Genomic DNA, 15707 nt, shown 5'->3' with positions numbered 1-15707 from the left:
TCACTTTCGGCTTGGTTCATTGATGAGCTGGCTGATGCCGCGGGCGGCAAGGTACGCGGGGTCCGCAGCGCGGCTTTCCAGCACCAGCGCGGGCGGTTCGCCCTCGACGGCGGCCTGCAGCCAGGCGTCGAAAAACTCCCCTGTGACGGCGTAGCGGCTGCGCCCGGCGGTGCTCTGTTCGTCGTCGAGCGCTATCACCATGGCGTTGCTGCGCGTCGATTTGCCCGGCACGACGGCGGCGGGCGCCGTGGCGCGCAGCTCGCCTGCCAGCTCGGCCACCGCGAGCCCGGCGGGCTTGGGCCTGCGGTCACTGTCCAGCAGGCCCAGCGAGTATTCGAGTTCCGGGAAATCCCCGAGCTCCCGGCTGACGTCGTGGGAGCACCACCAGGTAATGCCCCAGAGATTCGGATTGCCGGCGAGGTTCCGGACTGTGGCTGCGGCGAAATCCGCGGCGTCTCCGGCAGCGACCCACGGGGCGGGCGCGCCGACTTCCTGGACCCAGACGGGCCGGGCCGGATCCGCGGCGAAGGCGGTGACCAACTGGACGAGGTAGTCGGCAAAGTGCACCAGCGCCGGGTGGCGTTCGCCGTAGCGCTGGCCGGCGCCGCCGAACACCCAGGAGTGCACGGTGCTTACGTCACCCAGGGTTGCTGCGTGCCGCGGGGTGAAGGGCATGTCCTCGTTGAACAGGGCCGAATCGTCAAAGGAATGCTGGTGGGTTCCGCCAGGCCAGGCGGCCTTGGCCGCGTCCAGCAGGGTGGCCAGCCAGATGCCTGCCTCCTCATTGGAGACAGCGTGGGGATCGGGATGCCACGGCGCGGCGAACTGGTTGGTTTCATTGCCGATGGTGAGCCCCAGGGCGTTGGGCCGGCCGGAGAGTTCGGCGGCGAGGGCCCGGACGAGGCCGGCCTCGGCAGCGACGGTTTCCGGGTCGGTGAAGATGTTGCGGCGGTGCCAGGTAGTGAGCCAGGCAGGCAGGAAATCGAAGCTGGACAGGTGCCCCTGCAGGACGTCGATGCTGGCGTCCAGTCCGAATTCCGCCGCCACATCCACCACGGTGCCGACGTCCGCCACGGCCTTGTGCCGGATCAGGGTGCGGCTGGGCTGGAGTTCCGGCCACAGCGGGAACACCCTGATGTGGTCGAGCCCGAGCTTCGCGATCGATTCGAGGTCCCGCCGGACCTCGTCGGCGTCGAAGTCCTGCCAGCTGTGGAACCAGCCACGGCTGGGGGTGTAGTTCGCGCCCAGCCGCAACGGCCGGGTGCCCTTCGGATTCGTTTCTTCCTGCACTGGCTCCCCGATGGTTCGGCATCAGACTGCGATCGTCAGTCGAGCATAAACATCGGATGTCTGTGCGTCAAGGAACAAAAAACCGCAGCGTGTTCACGGTTCCGGACCTTGTGGTTCCGGCTCCGCGAACAAGCTGCGGTTTCAGGCTGCGACCATCAAGGCCTGCAGACCTCAGATGACGTAGCGCTCGTCTTCGTGGTCGCCCGGGTGGTCCTTCACCAGGCCGGCGGCAAGGGTGTTGCCGTCCAGCGGGTCGATCACCAGGAACGCGCCCGTGCGGCGGTGGCGCAGGTAGTTTTCCACCGGCAGCGGCGCCGCGAGGCGGAGCTGGGCGTGTCCGATGTCGTTGAGTTCCAGGGTGGAGGTTTCCTCGACGTTGAAGGTGCCGAGGTCCAGCTTGCCGCTGACGTTGCGCACCAATGCCTGGACGGTACGGGTGCCGTGCTTGACCAGCACCTTGGCGCCTTCGCGCAGCGGCTTCGGCGACAGCCAGGCCAGAGAGGCGTACAGGTCCGCCGTGCTGTCCGCGACCGTGCCGGCGGCGGCGATGGTGTCACCGCGGGCGATGTCGATCTCCTCGGCAAGGCGGATCGCCACGGACTGCGGCGCCGCTGCTTCCTGGAGTTCCTTGCCCGCGAAGTCGATGCCGGTGACGGTAGTGTTCCGGGGTTCGTGGCCCGGGCTCAATACCGTGACCTGGTCGCCGACCTTCACGGACCCCTCGGTGATCTGCCCGGCGTAGGCACGGTAATCACGGTACGCTTCGACGTCGAGCCCGCCGGCCACGGCGTCCGGTGCCAGGGCGCCCTGTGGACGGATGACCAGCTGCACCGGGAAGCGGAAGCTTTCCAGGTGGCTTTCCAGCTCATCCGCGGCCGGCAGGGTTTCCAGGACCTCGAGCAGGGCCGGGCCGCTGTACCAGGGGGTGCGGTCCGAGCGGTCCACCACGTTGTCGCCGTCGAGCGCGGACACCGGGACCACCAGCACGTCGCTGATGCCGTCGGCACCGATGCCCAGGTCACGGGCAACCTTCTGCACGTCAGTCTCGATGGCGCGGAAGACGTCCTCGCTGAAATCGACCAGGTCGATCTTGTTCACGGCCACGATCACGTGGGCGACGCGCAGCAGCTGCAGCACGGAGAGGTGGCGGCGGGTCTGCTCCAGGACACCCTTGCGGGCGTCAATGAGCACGACGACGGCGTCCGCCGTGGACGCGCCGGTCACCGTGTTCTTGGTGTACTGCACGTGGCCCGGGCAGTCGGCCAGGATGAAGCTGCGGCGGTCGGTGGCGAAGTAGCGGTAGGCGACGTCGATCGTGATGCCCTGTTCGCGCTCGGCACGCAGGCCGTCGGTCAGCAGGGCGAGGTCGATCCCGCCCTTCTCACCGCCAAACCCGCGGTCCGCGGAAGTGCGGGCGACGGCGTCGAGCTGGTCGGCCAGGATCGCCTTGGAGTCGTGCAGGAGACGGCCCACCAGGGTGGACTTGCCGTCGTCGACGGATCCGGCGGTAGCGAAGCGGAACAGCGTGGATTCGCGCAGGCCGCTTTCAATCAGTGCGGTTTCGGTGCTCATCAGAAGTAGCCGTCCTTCTTGCGGTCTTCCATGGCGGCCTCGGAGATGCGGTCATCTGCGCGGGTGGCGCCACGTTCGGTGAGAGTGGAGGCGGCGACTTCAACAACGACGTCGGCCACGGTGTAAGCATCGGATTCGACCGCACCGGTGCAGGACATGTCCCCCACCGTCCGGTAGCGGACGGTCTTGGTGATGACGTCCTCATGCGGCAGCGGCAGGGAGACCTCGCCGACTGCGCGCCACATGCCGTCGCGGGCGAAGACCTCACGCTCGTGGGCGTAGTACAGGCTGGGAAGCTCGATGTTCTCGCGCTCGATGTAGCGCCAGATGTCCAGCTCGGTCCAGTTGCTGATCGGGAAGGCCCGGACGTGCTGGCCCACGGTGTGGCGGCCGTTGTAGAGGTTCCACAGCTCGGGGCGCTGGTTGCGCGGGTCCCACTGGCCGAACTCGTCGCGTAGGGACAGGATGCGCTCCTTGGCGCGGGCCTTGTCTTCGTCGCGGCGGCCGCCGCCGAAGACGGCGTCGAACTTGTTGCGCTGGATGGCGTCCAGCAGCGGCACGGTCTGCAGCGGGTTGCGGGTCCCGTCGGCGCGTTCGGCGAGCTCGCCGCGGTCGATGAACTCCTGCACGGAGCCGACCACGAGCTTCAAGCCCAGGCGCTCCACGGTGCGGTCACGGAAGTCGATGACCTCCGGAAAGTTGTGGCCCGTGTCCACGTGCAGCACCGGGAACGGCACCTTGCCGGGCCAGAAGGCCTTGGTGGCCAGGTGCAGCATCACCACGGAGTCCTTGCCGCCGGAGAACAGCAGCGCAGGCTTCTCGAACTCGGCGACGACCTCGCGGATGATGTGGATGGCCTCGGACTCGAGCGTGTCCAAACTGGAGAGACGTTCCGGGACCGAGACGCCGACTGCCGCCCCCGCCCCTTCGCCGCGCGGCTGATCTTCGATCAGCCCAGCGCGCGGCTCCGACAGGCCCGATGCCACTCCCTGGGCGGCAACCGGCGTCTCGATGTCGTTCTCCAGCACGGACAGCTCCAGTTCCTCGTTGCTTGTTTGGGTGCTCATGTGTGTAGTCCGCATTCTGTCTTGTCGGATCCTGCCCAGCGGCCGGCGCGGGGGTCTTCGCCCGGGGCCACCTTCCGGGTGCAGGGCTGGCATCCGATGGACGGGTAGCCCTGGCTCAGGAGGGGGTTCACGGGGAGGATGTTGTCCTCGGAGTACTCGACCAGCTGGTCGAAGGTCCAGTCGACCATCGGGTTCACCTTGACCAGGCCGAAGGCCTCATCCCAGGTGACAACCGGGGTGTTGGTCCGGGTGGGGCCCTCGTCACGGCGCACGCCGGTGAACCAGACCTCGTAGCCCGCCAATGAACGCTTCAACGGCTGGACCTTGCGGAGGGCGCAGCACTGGGCGGCGTCGCGGGCGAAAAGGTCCTTGCCCAGGAGCCGGTCCTGCTGTTCCACGGTGTTCTCCGGCAGCACGTCCACCACGTTCACCCGCAGGTTCGCGGCGACCTCGTCACGCGTGGCGTAGGTCTCCGGGAAGTGGTAGCCGGTCTCCAGGAACAGCACCTCGACGCCGGGGATCTGGTCCGCCACGAGGGCGGGCAGCACGGCATCGGCCATGGAGCAGGCCACGGCGACGGCGGGCAGCTCGAAGTTGCGCGCCACCCAGGCGATGATGTCCTGGGCCGGAGCGTTCCAGCCCAGTTCCTCGGTGCCGGCTTCGGCCAGTGCCTTGAGGTCTTCGACGGTGCGCTTGGTGGCTATGGTCACTGCAGGTCTCCTTCATCGGCCGAGTGTGCCCATTCGGCGAAGGTCTGGCCCTCGGCGCCGACGGCCACGAACTTCCGGACAACACGCTCGACGTAGTCGGGCAGGTCCTCGGCGGTGACTTTCAGGCCGCGGACGGTGCGGCCGAGGCCTGCCTCGGCGCGGTCGTTGTTGGCCAGGCCGCCGCCCAGGTGCACCTGGAAGCCGGGGGTCGGATCGCCGTCGGGGGTCGGCAGCATCATGCCCTTCAGGCCGATGTCCGCCGTCTGGATGCGGGCGCAGGAGTTGGGGCAGCCGTTGATGTGCAGGGAGAGGGCCTGCGGGAGCTGCTTGCTCTCCACGAGGTCCGCCAGGCGGGTCTCCAGCTCGGCGATCGCGGTGGCCGCGGTGACCTTCGTTTCCACGATGGCCAGCTTGCAGAACTCGATGCCGGTGCAGGCGATGGTGCCGCGGCGGAACACAGATGGGCGGGCGGACAGGCCCAAGGCGTCCAGCTCGGCCACGAGCGGCTCCACCTGGTCCTTCTCCACGTCCAGCACCACGAGCTTCTGGTGCGGGGTGGTGCGCAGGCGCCGGGAGCCGTGGGCTTCCAGGGTGTCGGCGAGCTTCACCAGGATCGAGCCGGAAACGCGGCCGACGGTGGGGGTGGCGCCGATGAAGAACTTGCCGTCCTTCTGTTCGTGGATGCCCACGTGGTCGCCTGGGGTGGAAGGCTTGGGCGCGGCGGGGCCGTCCGGAAGCTTGAAGCCGAGGTATTCGTCCTCGAGGACCTGGCGGAACTTGGCCGGGCCCCAGTCGTTCATGAGGAACTTCAGGCGGGCCTTGGTGCGCATGCGGCGGTAGCCGTAGTCACGGAAGATGCTGGTGACGCCCAGCCAGACTTCGGCGGCGACATCGGCGGAGACGAACACACCGAGGCGTTCGGCGAGGCGGGGGTTGGTGGAGAGGCCGCCGCCGACCCAGAGGTCGTAACCGGCGCCGAGTTCGGGGTGCACCACGCCCACCAGGGCGAAGTCGTTGATCTCGTGGACCACGTCCTGGGAAGGGTGGCCGGTGATGGCGGTCTTGTACTTGCGCGGCAGGTTGGCCAGCTCCGGGTCGCCGATGAAGCGCTCGGAGAGTTCGTGGATCAGCGGCGTGGGGTCGATGATCTCGTCCTTGGCAATGCCGGCCACCGGGGAGCCGAGGATAACGCGGGGCACGTCGCCGCAGGCCTCGGTGGTGGACAGTCCCACGGCTTCGAGGCGGCGCCAGATTTCCGGGACGTCCTCGACCCGGATCCAGTGCAGCTGGACGTTCTGGCGGTCCGTGAGGTCCGCGGAATCGCGGGCGAACTCCACCGAGATTTCGCCGATGACGCGCAGCTGCTCGGTGGTGAGGGCACCGCCGTCGATGCGGACGCGCAGCATGAAGTACTTGTCTTCGAGCTCGTGCGGTTCGAGCGTTGCGGTCTTGCCGCCGTCGATCCCGGGCTTGCGCTGGGTGTAGAGGCCCCACCAGCGGAAGCGGCCGTGCAGGTCGGTGCCGTCGATCGAGTCGAAGCCGTGCTTGGAGTAGACGGACTCGATACGCTCGCGGACGTTGAGTCCGCTGTCTTCCTGCTTCCAGGTTTCGTTGGCGTTGAGCGGCGTAGTGCCGTCAACCTTCCACTGGCCATGGGGCTTTGCGGCAGGACGGGACGGGCGCGCGGGACGCTTGGGGGCAGCCTCGTCCGCGGACGCTCCGGCTAGAGCTGTATCAGTCATGCATCGACTGTAGGTGGGCCCGTATTTGACCAACAATGACGCGGGAAACGAAGAGTCACCTAGGGAAACATTTCGTCACGAACACGCGGCGGGCCTTGCAATGGCACGGCCGGCCTGCTGCTGCCGGAGGTGCTTGAGTATGGGGTCAGCCGCGGCTGGCGACGGCGGCGTCGTAGCGTTCCAGCGCGATCTCCGCGAGCACCGGGGAAGGGAGCACGGGCGCCGTCACAATGTCGGCCTCCGCCTTGAACAACTGGTCGTGGAAGTAGCCGGTGGCGAGCAGGTAGGAGGACACCACCACACGACCTTCTCCCCCGTCAGCCGCGAGCTCGGTACGCAGGGCCGCGACGCCGTCGGGCACGTTCGGCTCGGCACTGGCACCGTAGGCCACCCGCACCTTGTTCGGCAGCTGTGCGGCGAGCAGCCGCGCCTGTTCCTCGGAATCAACGGAGCCGTCCGGAAGCGATGAACCCGCGGCGGCCAGCAGCACGCCGTCCTCCTCGCGGAGCCCCGCCTCCCGCAGGCGCTCTGCGAGCAGTCCGGCCAGCCGCGGGTCCGGGCCCAGCGGCGGCGCCGCGGTGACCTCCGGATGGGCCTTGATCGCCTTGGGGATGTCAACCTTCACGTGGTAGCCGGTGCCCAGCAGAAGAGGGACGACGACGGCGGCCGTCCCCTCCGGCAGGCCCGCCACCACCGCGGACAGCTCCGGTTCCTGGACGTCCACATAGGCTTCGACGACCTGCAGTCCCGGGCGCAGCGCCTCGATCTCGGCGAGGACCTGCCGGATGGCCGCCTGGCCTTCGGCGTTGCGGGTTCCGTGGGCGCAGGCGATCAGAACGGGGTTGCTCATTCCCCCAGCGTAACGTTGGCTCAGTACTTGTCCGCCAAGATGACATTCCACCGACAACGAGGAGACGCGCGCGTGATCAGCTTTGACCTGGCCTTGGTTTGGCTGGATCTGGCGGGTGTGTTCTTCTTCGCCGTATCGGGCTCGCTGCTGGCCGCCCGCAAGCAGTTCGACATCATCGGATCGCTCCTGCTGGCCAGCCTCGTGGCGCTTGGCGGCGGGGTGATCCGGGACATCATCATCGGCACCGGAATTCCGGCGGCCTTCAGCAACCCGGTGTACGTGCTGCCGCCGGGGCTGGCCGCGGGGCTGGTGTACTTCCTGTTCTTCAGCGTCCAGCGCTTCACTTCCCTGCTCACGCTGTTCGACGCCGGCGGGCTGGCCCTGTTCTGCATCACCGGTACCGTCAAGGCCCTGGCAGCCGGGCTGAACCCGGTGGCCGCGGTGCTCCTGGGTGTCACCACGGCGGTGGGCGGCGGGGTACTGCGGGATGTCACCGCCAACGAAGTCCCCTCGCTGTTCAACGACCGCGACCTCTATGCCCTGCCGGCCTTCCTCGGGGCCGTACTGACCGCTTGGCTCTGGCAGAGCGGCACCTTCAACGGGACCACAGCCGCCCTGGTGGCCGCGGCCGTGTTCCTGTTCCGGGTGGCGGCCTGGCGCTGGAGCTGGCGGGCCCCGCTGGCCGTGCGCGGCTGGTACCGGACAGCCCACGGCACCAAGGTCAGGGTCCGCGAGCGGAAGAAATTCCGGCGCCCCTGATTGGCTAGGATGGAAGCCATGACTGACATGTTCCTCGAGAAGTTCCGTGCGCTTGTTCCGAAGTATCTCGAGGACGAATGGCAGGAAGAAGACGGCCTGACCGAGGCCGAGCTGGATGAGGCCCTTTCCGCCCACACCTTCACCGTCCCTTTGGTGCTGCGCGAGTTCTACCTCGCACTTGGCGGCTGCGAAGACCTCATGGAGGCCTACCACTACTTCTGGGACCCCGAGGAACTCGAAGTGGACGACGAGGGCTTCCTCATGTTCCTCGAGGACGAGGAGGAGCGCTTCACCTGGGGCTTCCGGGTGTCCGAGCTCAGCGTTCCGGACCCCATCGTGTGGCGCAGGAACAACGTCCGCGGGCAGTGGAAGAGCGAGGACGGAACGTTCTCGGAGTTCGTCTTCGACATGTTCGACTGGGCCTTCAGCGACGAGGACTAGGGCTTAGGGCCTCTTCCGGGCCGCGGTCGGCGCAGCCTTCCTGACCTTCTTTGACCCCGACAGGGCCGCGACACGCCACTTCCACGGCACGTCGCGGCCCTTGCTGCGTCATATGAGGTCAGGAAGGGAACCGGGCCGTGACGGTCGCGGCGGGTGCAAACGTTCCCGCCTCCCTCAGCCGGAGGACCGCGAGCACCTGCGCGACCATCCGCTGCGGGTGGTGCACGACGTCGTCGTAGTAATACCGCAGCGGCAACAGACCGGCCTTGATGGCTGCGTTGTTCCGCCGTTGGTCCTTCTTGACCTGCCGCGGCTCCATGTGGCTGCCACCGTCAAGCTCCACCGCCAGGCAATCCTCAACCAGGCAGTCGACTTCGCCCACACCTGGCACGTCAACATGCATGCGGACCTTGAGCCCGGCCCGGACGAAATGTGTGCGGGCCAGGACCTCCAACAACGAATCCGCCCGCGGAATCACCAGTCCCAGGACGGCACGGGCGGTGCCGTTCCGGTTTCCGGGGAGCTTCCGCCTCAAGAAGTCCACGGTGATGCTCCCTTGGCTGACCGCCGACTGCACCAGCACCAAGGCTTCCAGCTCGGGCAGGCACCGCAAGGCATGGAGGAGGACGTCGGCAAGCCCCGCCACCGGCAGGTAGGGATGGGCGGGGTGCGTGCACGCCGCGTGGTCCACCACGTGCTCTTTGGGAATGCCGTTGCCGCAACTTAGATGAAGCCTTTCCGTTCCCCCGCGCCGGGCAGACTCCCGAAGCTGCCAAAGGTGGTAGAACCCCGCCGCAGAAACGCACGTCAGCCGCGCGTTGGCCTGCACCGCGGCAAGGATGGCCTGGTCCGCGGTCTCCAGCGCATATAGGCCCCGGCGAACCGGAACCAGCGTTCCGGCTTCTATGCATTTGTCCTGCGACGTCCTGGAAAAGCCCGCTCTCCTCAATTGGGCGGTCCTGACGACGCCTCCTCGGGTTCGGGCGAACTTAACAAGATCCATGCAGCGACTTCACCATCCGGGGCATGCACAGCGAACAGGTGTGGCGTCGTATGTGGGTAACCCGCCGCCGTCCTGACCTTCTTTGAACCCCACCGGGCTGCGACACGCCGCTCCCACGGCGCGTCGCAGCCCTGTCCGTGTCAAACAGGGTCAGGACCGCGCCGCCACAACTGCCGCCCCCCTCCTTCACCCCGGGAAAATATGCGTTGACCACCAAGGTTGCGTTTATGACAAAGTTGTCATAGGCTGTTTCACGGATTCACTAAATGCCTCCGGTGGGTCTGATGCGAACGGAGATTATGTCCCCGGTTTCGCGCAACGCTTGACTCGTAGCGTTGCGGGGAACCGGGGTCATTCCGTTTAAGCCCCAACCCGACGCCGCGCAAAGCAAACACCCAACTAACTGGCAGTTAAAGCCGTTATGAGGGCTCAAACGGCTTTAACTGCGAGTTAGTTGGGTGCCGGAAACAAGGAACTAGCTGCTGCGCTCCACCACGGCGTGCGCGAAGTTGGTCAGGGAATCCTTCACCACTCCCTCGGGCAGCGGCGCCAGGGCGGCAACGGCTTCAGCGGCCCACTGGCGGGCGATCACCCAGGACTCGGCGGTGACGGGGTGTTCGCGCAGCCCGGCAACAGCCTCGGCCAGCGCCTCGTCCGACGACAGATCGCCGTCCACCAACTCCAGCAGCGAAACGGCGGACTGGTCGCCGGCAGCCGCAGCGCGCCGAAGCAGCAGCACGGGCAAGGTCGGCACGCCTTCACGGAGGTCCGTACCCGGGGACTTGCCGGACTTGACCTTGACTCCGGTAACGTCGATGACATCGTCGGCCAGCTGGAAGGCCACGCCCACCTTCTCGCCGTACTCCACGAGCACATCCTCGAATGCTTCATCGGCCCCGGCGAAGATGGCACCGAGCTGCCCGGAAGCGGCAACCAGGGAACCGGTCTTGTCCCCAATGACGGACAGGTAGTGTGCCACGGGATCTTCGTCTTCGCGCGGACCGACGGTCTCGTGCAGCTGCCCCAGGCACAGGCGTTCGAATGTGCGGGCCTGGATGCCCAGGGCGCGGGAGCCGAGTTCGGACACCAGGATCGAGGCGCGGGCGAAGATGAGGTCGCCGGTGAGGATCGCCACGGAGTTGCCCCACACCTCGTGCGCGGTGGGTGCGCCGCGTCGGTAGGGGGCGGAGTCCATCACGTCGTCGTGGTAGAGCGTGGCCAGGTGGGTCAGTTCGACGACGACGGCGGCCTGCACCACTTCGGGCCGGGACGCGTCACCGAGATGCGCGCACAGCAGGGTCAGCAGCGGCCGTATGCGCTTGCCGCCGGCTTCCACCAGGTGACGCGACGTTGCGTCAGCCAGCGGATCCGAGTTCGCGATGGCTTCGCGCAGCTTCTTCTCCACGCGGGCGAGGTTCGTGGTGATGGCAGGGCCCAGCTCGGCGTCGGCGGCGATGGCGGCGAATCCCGCGGGTAGCTGCAGGCCCGTGGCGATCGCGGTGGTGCTGGGAGCGGGTTCCGCAGTGTCGGGCAATCCGTGCCCGGCGTGCGTCCAGCTGTGTTCGGCAGAGTGAGTCACAGGCTTAACCCTAACTTTTCGCAGCGGAAACCGCTGATTCGGTGCCGCCGCGCGCCGTCGCAGAAGCCGAGGCGGCGGCAGGAGTCATGTTGGACGTGGCTGGCACCAAGGCTTCGAGGACCCGGATCACGCGGTCTTCGAGGCCCTTGGCGGAGGAATCGGTGAGGTTGGCCAGCATGCGCACCACGAAGCGCATCAGCAGCGGCAGCGGCATTCCGGTCCGCAACGCGAGCTTCATGACGGCCGGCTTGCCGATCAGCGCGGCAAATGCCCGGCCCAGGGTGAAGTGCGATCCCCACTGCTCCCGGACATAGTCCGCGTACCGCGCGAGGTGCGCATCGGCGTCGTACGTTCCGCCCGCGGCGGCCAGGCGCGCGGAGGCGTCGATGATGAACTCCGCGGCGAAGCGAGCGGACTCCATTGCATAGGAGATGCCTTCGCCGTTGAACGGGGACACCATGCCGCCGGCGTCGCCCAACAGCAGGAGCCCGGGTGAGTAGTGCGGCGTGCGGTTGAATCCCATGGGCAGCGCAGCGCCGCGGATCGCCCCCACCTGGTTTTCCGGAGTGAAGCCCCATTCGGCGGGCATGCCGGCGGTCCATTCGCGCAGGACCTGCTTGTAGTCCAGCTTGCCGAATTCCTTGGAGGAGTTCAGGATGCCCAGGCCCACGTTGGAGGTGCCGTCGCCGACGCCGAACACCCAGCCGTAGCCGGGCAGCGGCTTGCCGGACTTGCCGGGTTTACTTGGCTTGCCCGGGAGCTCCAGCCAGCCTTCCATCCAGTCGTCGTCCGTACGCGGCGAGGTGAAGTAGGTGCGCACGGCGACGCCGAGCGGCCGGTCGTCGCGCTTGTGCATGCCGAGCGAGACGGCGGTCCGGGTGGAGTTGCCGTCGGCGGCCAGGACGACGTCGGCATGGAAGTCGCGCGTTTCGCCGGTCTTGCGTCCGGATTCATCAAGGATGGCGGCCCGCGCGCCGATGACGCGCCCGTCCTCCGAGCGGAGCGCCTCAGTGACACTGTGCCGTTCCAGCACGACGGCGCCCGCGCCCTGGGCGTGCCGGGCCAGTTCCTCGTCGAAGCCCAGGCGGGTCCGGATCAGCCCGTAAGTGGGGAAATCCGACACCTCCGGCCAGGGCAGTTCGATGGTGCGGCAGCCGGCGATGAGGCGCAGGCCCTTGTTGCGGCGCCAGCCGTCCGCTTCGGCGTGCGGCAGTCCGAGCTTCTGGATTTCACGCACCGCGCGCGGGGTGAGGCCGTCGCCGCAGACCTTTTCCCGCGGGAAGCTTGTTTTCTCCAGCACGGTCACGTCCACGCCGGCGCGGGCAAGGTAATACGCGGCGGTGGACCCGGCGGGCCCGGCGCCAACAATCAGTACGTTCACAACGTCCTTGTTAAAGGGAAGTGGTCAGGGAATCAGGAAGTCCGGCGCGGCTTGAGCTGGCGGCGCAGCTTCGCTACCGGAACGCTGTCCGCGTGGCCGGCGGCCGGCTTCTGGGCCCGGTGCACGGCCACGATGCCGCCGCTGAGGTTGCGATAAGTGACGTCCGTCCAACCGGCTTCCTGCAGCCAGGCCGCCAGGTGGTCCTGGTCCGGCCAGGCGCGGATGGACTCCGCCAGGTAGACGTAGGCATCCGGGTTGGAGGAGACCTTCGTGGCGATCGCCGGCAGGGCCCGCATGAGGTATTCGGTGTACATGGTCCGCCAGAGAGGCACCACGGGAGCAGAGAATTCGGCGATGACCAGGCGTCCGCCCGGCTTGGTGACGCGCAGCATTTCCGCGAGCGCCTTGTGGGGTTCGTTGACGTTGCGCAGGCCGAAGGAAATGGTGGTGGCGTCGAAGCTGTTGTCCGCGAAGGGAAGGTTGGTGGCGTCACCGGCCACGAAGTTGATGTCGGGGCGGCGGCGCTTGCCCACCTTGAGCATTCCGAGGGAAAAGTCGCAGGCGACGACGTCGACGCCGGCGTCCGCGTACGGCTCGCTGGAGGTTCCGGTTCCGGCCGCGAGATCGAGCACACGCTGCCCGTGCCTGGCATCCACGGCTTCGACGACCACGCGGCGCCAGCGCCGGGTCTGTCCCATGGAGAGGACATCGTTCACGACATCGTATTTGGGGGCGACATCGTCAAACATCGTCGCAACTTCGTCCGGACGCTTTTCCAAGGATGCTCGGTTCACCATGCAATTGTCTCAGACAATCCCCGGAGTACTGTTGTTCCATCATGACGAGCACGCTCCGCACCTTGACAGTCCCCCTCAATGAAGACGCCACCGCCGGGGGGCTGCCGTCGTTTCTGGTGCGGGACGACGCCCTCTGCTGGACACGCCGGGAGGACGGACTGGTGGCCTTCGGCGAGCTCACCCGTTTCACCGGCAGCGGCCCCGAACGCTTCCTCGAAGCCGACATCTGGTGGCGGCACATGGTGATCGAAGCCGAGATCACCGACCATGTGGGCATCCCAGGCACCGGTCCCCTCGCGTTCGGCACCTTCGCCTTTTCCAAGACGTCGCCCTTCGAGTCGCGCCTGATCCTGCCGGAAATCGTGGTGGGCATGCGCGACGGGCGCTCCTGGCTTACCCAGTTGACCCTCGACGACGTCGAACTCACCGAGGCGGGCGCGCGGGCCGCCCTGGCCGGCTGGCTTGATGTCCCGGATACCGGACTCGAGGCACCCGGCGGCGGCGGCAGCACCGGCGTCGGGCAGTCCTTCACCTTGAAAAGCGGCTCCCTCAGTGAAGAGGACTGGAAGCAGGCGGTGGCGGACGGCGTGGCCGAAATCCGCACCGGCAAACTTGAGAAGCTGGTGCTGGCGCGCGACGTCGTGGCCACCCTGCCCGACGGCGTACGCGCCGCGGGCGTGCTGCGCGAACTGACACGCAACTACCGGGAGTGCTGGACCTACGGCGTGGACGGCCTGGTTGGCGCGACGCCCGAAATGCTGATCCAGGTGGAGGGCCGGACCGCCCAGGCGCGGGTCCTGGCCGGAACCTTGGACCGGCGCGACGCCGAAGGCGTGGACGGCTCCCCCATGGAATACGCGGAGCGGGTGCTGGCCGGCTCGGAGAAGCAGCGGCATGAGCACGAGATCGCCATCCAGTCGCTCACTACCCAGCTGGCCCCGTTCTCCGAGGCCATGAACGCGCACAGCGAGCCGTTCATCCTGGAGCTGCCGAACGTGTGGCATCTGGCCTCGGACGTGAAGGCCGAGCTCGCCGACATCGAAGGGCACGTCCCCACCTGCCTGGCGCTCATCAACGCCCTGCACCCCACGGCCGCGGTCTGCGGTACACCGACCACCGTGGCCGGTGCGCTGATCCGTCGCCTCGAGCACATGGATCGCGGGCCGTATGCCGGGCCGGTGGGCTGGCTGGACGCCGCCGGCAACGGGGAATGGGGCATCGCCTTGCGCGGAGCGGTGATTGAGTCGCCCACCTCGGTGCGGATGTTCGCCGGATGCGGGATCGTGGAAGGCTCGGTTCCGGAGACCGAGCTCGCCGAAACCTGGGCGAAGTTCCGGCCCATGCTCGAATCCCTGGGCATCGATCGCTGAAAGTCTGGGATCACAGACCCATCCCCGGCGAGGGGGCTTGATTTTTCGAACCATGAGTTATCCAATAGTGAAACTTAGTTTTCTGTGACGAACATCTCACGTTCGGAGCTACACTAAAGACCGATTTTGGTTCGCATCCCCTGCAACAAAAGGTAAAGAAATGCAGATCTCCCGTTCGTTCCTTGGCAATTCCAAGGTCAAAGCGGCAACCATCCTTGCTGTCGGAGCCCTCGCGCTCTCGGCCTGCACCAACGCTTCCGAGACCGGCACCCAAGGCACCCCCGCTCCTTCGGGAAGCGCGAAGGCCAGCTTTGACCCCACCACGGTCGCCAAGGACGACGCGCTTGCCGCGATGGTTCCCGCCGCGATCAAGTCCAAGGGAACCCTGACTGTAGGCTCCGACACCAGCTACGCGCCGGCCGAATTCCTCGGCACGGACGGCCAGACGCCGGTCGGCTACGACGTGGACATCGCCAAGGCGATCGGTGCGACCCTGGGCCTGAAGGTCCAGGTGCAGACCGCCGAATTCACGGGCATCCTCCCGGCCCTGGGCCCGAAGTACGATCTCGGCATCTCTTCCTTCACCATCAACAAGCAGCGCCTTGGCGCCGTCAACATGGTCAGCTACTTCAATGCCGGCACCGCCTGGGCCGTGAAGAAGGGCAACCCCAAGGGCTTCTCGCTAGATGACGTCTGCGGCAAGTCCATCGGCGTGCAGACCGGCACCGTCCAGGAAGATCCGGATCTGTCTGACCGCAACAAGAAGTGCCTCGCCGACGGCAAGAAGGCGATCGACATTGTGACCCTCAAGAACCAGACGGACGTCACCACGCGCCTGGTCAACGGCAGCATCGATGCCATGGCTGCGGACTCTCCCATCATCGGCTACGCCCTGTCCCAGACGAACGGCCAGCTGGAAAAGATCGGCGATGTCTACGACTCTGCTCCGCAGGGCATCGCGGTCGCCAAGTCTGACACCGCCTTGGCCGACCTCATCCAGAAGACCGTCACCAAGCTCATGGCTGACGGCTCCTACAAGAAAATCCTCGAAGGCTGGGGCAACTCCGAAGGCGCCCTCACCAAGTCCGAGGTCAACCCGGCGGTCGGCTCTTGAGCCTTCCTGCCACCCGGAACACTCCAGGCGGA

At 67.0% G+C, this 15707-nt stretch carries 14 protein-coding genes and 1 pseudogene; 4 read left to right on the top strand and 11 right to left on the bottom strand.

All coding sequences use genetic code 11. The features are described 5' to 3' along the window. From ACNQPB_RS02145 to ACNQPB_RS02120, 6 genes are all read right to left on the bottom strand, one after another. The gene (locus ACNQPB_RS02145) at window positions 1–1290 is read right to left on the bottom strand and encodes a glycoside hydrolase 5 family protein (protein ID WP_498748708.1); all 1290 of its coding nucleotides are present in this window, start codon (window positions 1288–1290) and stop codon (window positions 1–3) included. Between the two features lie 171 nt (window positions 1291–1461). After that, a complete protein-coding gene (locus tag ACNQPB_RS02140) occupies window positions 1462–2862 on the bottom strand; it encodes a sulfate adenylyltransferase subunit 1 (RefSeq protein ID WP_498748706.1) in 1401 nt (466 codons plus the stop codon). Next, a complete protein-coding gene (cysD, locus tag ACNQPB_RS02135; RefSeq protein ID WP_498748704.1) occupies window positions 2862–3929 on the bottom strand; it encodes a sulfate adenylyltransferase subunit CysD in 1068 nt (355 codons plus the stop codon). Before cysD ends, ACNQPB_RS02140 begins: the two co-directional genes overlap by 1 nt. Beyond that, window positions 3926–4639 (bottom strand): phosphoadenylyl-sulfate reductase, encoded by a 714-nt coding sequence (locus ACNQPB_RS02130; protein WP_498748702.1) that lies wholly within the window; start codon window positions 4637–4639, stop codon window positions 3926–3928. Before ACNQPB_RS02130 ends, cysD begins: the two co-directional genes overlap by 4 nt. Then, complete coding sequence (locus ACNQPB_RS02125; RefSeq protein ID WP_498748701.1) at window positions 4636–6381, bottom strand: nitrite/sulfite reductase; 1746 nt, start codon at window positions 6379–6381, stop codon at window positions 4636–4638. Before ACNQPB_RS02125 ends, ACNQPB_RS02130 begins: the two co-directional genes overlap by 4 nt. A gap of 145 nt (window positions 6382–6526) precedes the next feature. Continuing rightward, on the bottom strand, window positions 6527–7231 hold the full coding sequence (locus ACNQPB_RS02120; RefSeq protein ID WP_498748699.1) for a sirohydrochlorin chelatase: 705 nt from the start codon (window positions 7229–7231) through the stop codon (window positions 6527–6529). A 72-nt stretch (window positions 7232–7303) separates the two neighbouring features. On the opposite strand from ACNQPB_RS02120, the gene ACNQPB_RS02115 reads away from it, so the two are divergent. Next, entirely contained in the window at window positions 7304–7990 is a 687-nt protein-coding gene (locus ACNQPB_RS02115) for a trimeric intracellular cation channel family protein (RefSeq protein ID WP_498748698.1), read from the top strand. 18 nt (window positions 7991–8008) lie between these two features. Beyond that, window positions 8009–8431, top strand: a complete 423-nt coding sequence (locus ACNQPB_RS02110; RefSeq protein ID WP_498748696.1) for a hypothetical protein — start codon at window positions 8009–8011, stop codon at window positions 8429–8431. Window positions 8432–8549: 118 nt separating this feature from the next. On the opposite strand, the gene ACNQPB_RS02105 is transcribed toward ACNQPB_RS02110, so the two are convergent. From ACNQPB_RS02105 to ACNQPB_RS02085, 5 genes and pseudogenes are all read right to left on the bottom strand, one after another. Next, window positions 8550–9122 (bottom strand): endonuclease domain-containing protein, encoded by a 573-nt coding sequence (locus tag ACNQPB_RS02105; RefSeq protein ID WP_498749079.1) that lies wholly within the window; start codon window positions 9120–9122, stop codon window positions 8550–8552. A 180-nt stretch (window positions 9123–9302) separates the two neighbouring features. After that, window positions 9303–9434, bottom strand: a pseudogene (locus ACNQPB_RS02100) (type IV toxin-antitoxin system AbiEi family antitoxin domain-containing protein); the annotation flags it as partial. 475 nt (window positions 9435–9909) lie between these two features. Continuing rightward, window positions 9910–11013 (bottom strand): polyprenyl synthetase family protein, encoded by a 1104-nt coding sequence (locus tag ACNQPB_RS02095; protein ID WP_498748694.1) that lies wholly within the window; start codon window positions 11011–11013, stop codon window positions 9910–9912. A 10-nt stretch (window positions 11014–11023) separates the two neighbouring features. Further along, complete coding sequence (locus ACNQPB_RS02090) at window positions 11024–12394, bottom strand: geranylgeranyl reductase family protein (protein WP_498748692.1); 1371 nt, start codon at window positions 12392–12394, stop codon at window positions 11024–11026. A gap of 32 nt (window positions 12395–12426) precedes the next feature. Then, a complete protein-coding gene (locus tag ACNQPB_RS02085; RefSeq protein ID WP_498749077.1) occupies window positions 12427–13188 on the bottom strand; it encodes a demethylmenaquinone methyltransferase in 762 nt (253 codons plus the stop codon). 44 nt (window positions 13189–13232) lie between these two features. Here ACNQPB_RS02085 and ACNQPB_RS02080 point away from each other — a divergent pair, with 44 nt between their 5' ends. After that, complete coding sequence (locus tag ACNQPB_RS02080) at window positions 13233–14561, top strand: isochorismate synthase (RefSeq protein ID WP_498748690.1); 1329 nt, start codon at window positions 13233–13235, stop codon at window positions 14559–14561. Between the two features lie 160 nt (window positions 14562–14721). Continuing rightward, window positions 14722–15675 (top strand): ABC transporter substrate-binding protein, encoded by a 954-nt coding sequence (locus ACNQPB_RS02075; protein ID WP_498748689.1) that lies wholly within the window; start codon window positions 14722–14724, stop codon window positions 15673–15675. Window positions 15676–15707 lie beyond the last annotated feature (32 nt).

Source organism: Curtobacterium sp. LFS079 (assembly GCF_047977865.1).
Taxonomy (GTDB): domain Bacteria; phylum Actinomycetota; class Actinomycetes; order Actinomycetales; family Micrococcaceae; genus Arthrobacter.
Note: the sequence above shows the minus strand (reverse complement) of the source record. Positions and strands in the feature narration are given on the sequence as shown.

Coding starts and splice junctions, on each gene's coding strand:
- ACNQPB_RS02140 (WP_498748706.1), bottom strand. CDS start 2,862: ATGAGCACCGAAACCGCACTGATTGAAAGCGGCCTGCGCGAATCCACG.
- cysD (WP_498748704.1), bottom strand. CDS start 3,929: ATGAGCACCCAAACAAGCAACGAGGAACTGGAGCTGTCCGTGCTGGAG.
- ACNQPB_RS02125 (WP_498748701.1), bottom strand. CDS start 6,381: ATGACTGATACAGCTCTAGCCGGAGCGTCCGCGGACGAGGCTGCCCCC.
- ACNQPB_RS02120 (WP_498748699.1), bottom strand. CDS start 7,231: ATGAGCAACCCCGTTCTGATCGCCTGCGCCCACGGAACCCGCAACGCC.
- ACNQPB_RS02110 (WP_498748696.1), top strand. CDS start 8,009: ATGACTGACATGTTCCTCGAGAAGTTCCGTGCGCTTGTTCCGAAGTAT.
- ACNQPB_RS02080 (WP_498748690.1), top strand. CDS start 13,233: ATGACGAGCACGCTCCGCACCTTGACAGTCCCCCTCAATGAAGACGCC.
- ACNQPB_RS02075 (WP_498748689.1), top strand. CDS start 14,722: ATGCAGATCTCCCGTTCGTTCCTTGGCAATTCCAAGGTCAAAGCGGCA.